This window comes from Bacillus sp. 05T31, from assembly GCF_056396725.1.
This window is the reverse complement of sequence record NZ_JBFTMA010000530.1, coordinates 1-3,124: the sequence shown is the minus strand read 5'-3', so window position 1 is coordinate 3,124 and position 3,124 is coordinate 1. Positions and strand designations below refer to the sequence as shown.

At 31.1% G+C, this 3,124-nt stretch carries 3 protein-coding genes; all 3 read left to right on the top strand.

What is annotated here, in order from left to right; translation table 11 throughout:
- The first annotated feature begins 161 nt into the window (after positions 1 to 161).
- Complete coding sequence (locus AC1DJR_RS23575) at positions 162 to 725, top strand: class I SAM-dependent methyltransferase (protein WP_429687124.1); 564 nt, start codon at positions 162 to 164, stop codon at positions 723 to 725.
- A 436-nt stretch (positions 726 to 1,161) separates the two neighbouring features.
- Positions 1,162 to 1,641 (top strand): SRPBCC family protein, encoded by a 480-nt coding sequence (locus AC1DJR_RS23570; RefSeq protein WP_429692442.1) that lies wholly within the window; start codon positions 1,162 to 1,164, stop codon positions 1,639 to 1,641.
- Between the two features lie 79 nt (positions 1,642 to 1,720).
- Positions 1,721 to 3,124: ATP-binding cassette domain-containing protein (locus AC1DJR_RS23565; RefSeq protein WP_477003635.1), on the top strand; the 1,404-nt coding region annotated here is incomplete at its 3' end.

Here is a 3,124-nt window from a genome sequence, read left to right as displayed (position 1 = left end):
ATTTTGTACTATAAACGTTTTTGCTGTATGTGGGAGGATAAGTGAAAACAACAGAAGTTTTGTTACCTATCTTATTAAGCTAACTGGCACTTTAGTCGAAAAAAGGAAGTTTATAGTAAACATAGAATATATTAATACATTAAAAAATTTATGAGGTGAAAGTGATGGCAATTAAGCAAGACGAAATTAAAGTAGTAGTCGGAGCTGGAATATTTAATAATAATCCAGGTTGGGTTCAAACGCAAGAAGATGAACTTAATTTACTAGACAATACCACTTGGGAAGAAAGATTTGAATACAATTCCATTTCAGCTATTTTAGCAGAGCATGTATGGGAACATCTTACTTTTGAAGAAGGTGTAAAAGCAGCTGAAATTTGTTATAAATTTTTAAAGCCATCAGGTCATATTCGGTGTGGTGTTCCTGATGCGTTTTTCCGAGATGAAGCATATCAAAATATAGTTCAAATAGGCGGGCCTGGTCCGAAAAATCACCCAGCTGCAAGTCATAAAATTGTTCATAATTATAAAACATTAAAGAAAATGTTTGAAATTGCTGGATTTGAGGTAGTTTTACTTGAATATTGTGATGAAAATGGTCAATTTTATTACACAGAATGGGATGCGAATGACGGCGTTATTTTCCGCTCGAAAAGGTATGATTCTAGAAATAGAGGCGACAAACTTGGTTTTCCATCGCTAATTGTTGACGCGATTAAAAGGTAAGTCATTCACCTAAAATAGGTGTTAGTTCTATCCGTTCATGAGTCGCAAATGCGGCTTTTTTTATTTGTTTTGTAAACCTACGTTTAGCAAGGAATTAGACATACATAATAAGTGATTTTGAACATTACATAACTTGATTTGAATACTATATTAGCTCTTATTCACACCATTTATCTTAAAGGAAATTGCTTTTAAATATTTAATGGAAATATTATATAAAATAAATAAATCAACGTTTTCTCATGTTGAATTTTTTTGTGGAAATGTTGAGGTACGCCTATTGTAATAAACATATGGAGAGAATATATAATAAATCAATGTTCAAATTACCATTCACACATTAAATTAATATTTCATTGCCATAGAGATTTCTTTTATACATAAATTCGTGTAAAATAAGAACGTATATTCTATATGCAAGTAGGAGGCAATAAATATGTTGGCTGAAATAGAGAAACAAACTGACGGCTATATTGTGAAATTTGAACGCCAATTTTCTTATACAATAGAGGAAGTTTGGTCTGTTTTAACTGAAAACAGCAAGCTTAAAAAATGGATGTCTAATTTACAGATTGAAAATCTTAAAACAGGTGGAATTATAAAGTTCGACATGATGGATGGTTTATTTTTAAATATTGATATTTTGGAGTGCCAACTAAATTCAGTACTTGAATTCACATGGGATAAAGATCGTGTCCGATTTGAAATACATAAAGAGGAAAATGGTTCTCTTTTACTACTTAAAGAATACATTCATGAATTAACTGACCATACACCGAAAGATATAGCTGGTTGGCATATTTGTCTTGACCTTTTTTCTTCAGTTTTAGAAGGAGAAGAGAAGGTGTTTTCAAAAGATGAGTGGGAATATTGGTTTGATAATTATAAGGTTAAGGTTGATGAGTTGAAAGATTAGGGATTAAATTCATGGTATTTATTATATAATTATTATATTATAAAAATGATTTTGTGGAAAAATAAGAATAGAGGTCAATATGAAAGTAAATCAATTAATTGCTAATAACATAAATAAACTTGATACTGTTATTCCATTTAATAAATCACTTGGTATTGCTGGTTTATCTGGATCTGGAAAAACAACTCTTTGTCAAACAATTGGTGAAGAATCAAAGAAGCGTCTAGTTTCCTTATTGCCAAAGGCTGAATATCAATATTTATTTCCTAATATTATGGAAACTAATTTTAGTGCAATTAAAATGGAAGAAATGCCTTTAGTACTTTTTTTAGGGAAATCATCAATTTCTTCCAATCCGCGTTCGACGATTGGTACTCATACAGGTGTTTTTAAAGAGATTCGTGAAAAATTAGCGGAAGAATTTAATCTTTCTCCTGAAGTCTTTTCATTTAATAATCAATTAGGTTGGTGTGCTGGCTGTAAAGGGCGTGGTACTACTAAAAATATTGAGTGTAAAAAATGTAAGGGGAAACGTTATAGTGAAGAAGTTGAACAACGTACTATTGAGTTATTTGCTGAATCACATACAATTTCGGATATTAACGATTTAAGTGTTGAATCTATTCTTTCATTAGCAGAAGAATTAAATATTAGTGAAGCAAAACAACATATATTGCAAAATATTATCAATATGAACATTGGTTATTTAACATTAAATCGAATTATGGGTACGTTGTCAGGTGGAGAATTAACACGACTTTACTTAGCTGAATTCATGGCAGTTAGTGAAAATACTGTAATTATTATTGATGAGATTTCAGTTGGACTTGATAATGAAACATTATTACAAATATTAGAAGAGATCAAGCAATTAGGGTGTAAAAATCAAATCTGGCTCATTGATCATTCAGATACAGTACTGGATACAACAGATGAGCAATTGTTCTTCGGACCTGGTAGCGGAAAATATGGTGGACAAATCGTGAAAGAATCACCAAGACCAAAACCAATACTATCGGAACGAAATTATGAAATGCCAACAGAATATTATACATTCCATGAATTATATTGCCGAAATATCCAAATGACTGAGTTTCAGATTCCTAAAAATAGACTTGTAACTGTTACAGGAGAGTCTGGATGCGGGAAATCTACACTTGTCAATGAGTGTTTAGCTACAGATTTCTTGAAACAATATCCAAAGGATAAACTAGTTATGGTAGGGCAAGATCGAAACCAATCGATTACAAGTCGATCAACTGTAGCAACTTTCTTAGATATTAAAAAGAAACTGACAAAGTATAGTGAAGAAATTGATGATATTTTTGAGCGCTCAATTGAGGATATTATTGATGAAATTCCAAATGAAGATATTGCGTATAAACGCTTGAGCCTACTAATCAAATTAGGACTGGGATATTTAACATTAGAACGAAAAACACAAACATTATCAACGGGTGAGTTTCAATGTGTTCATTTAGTT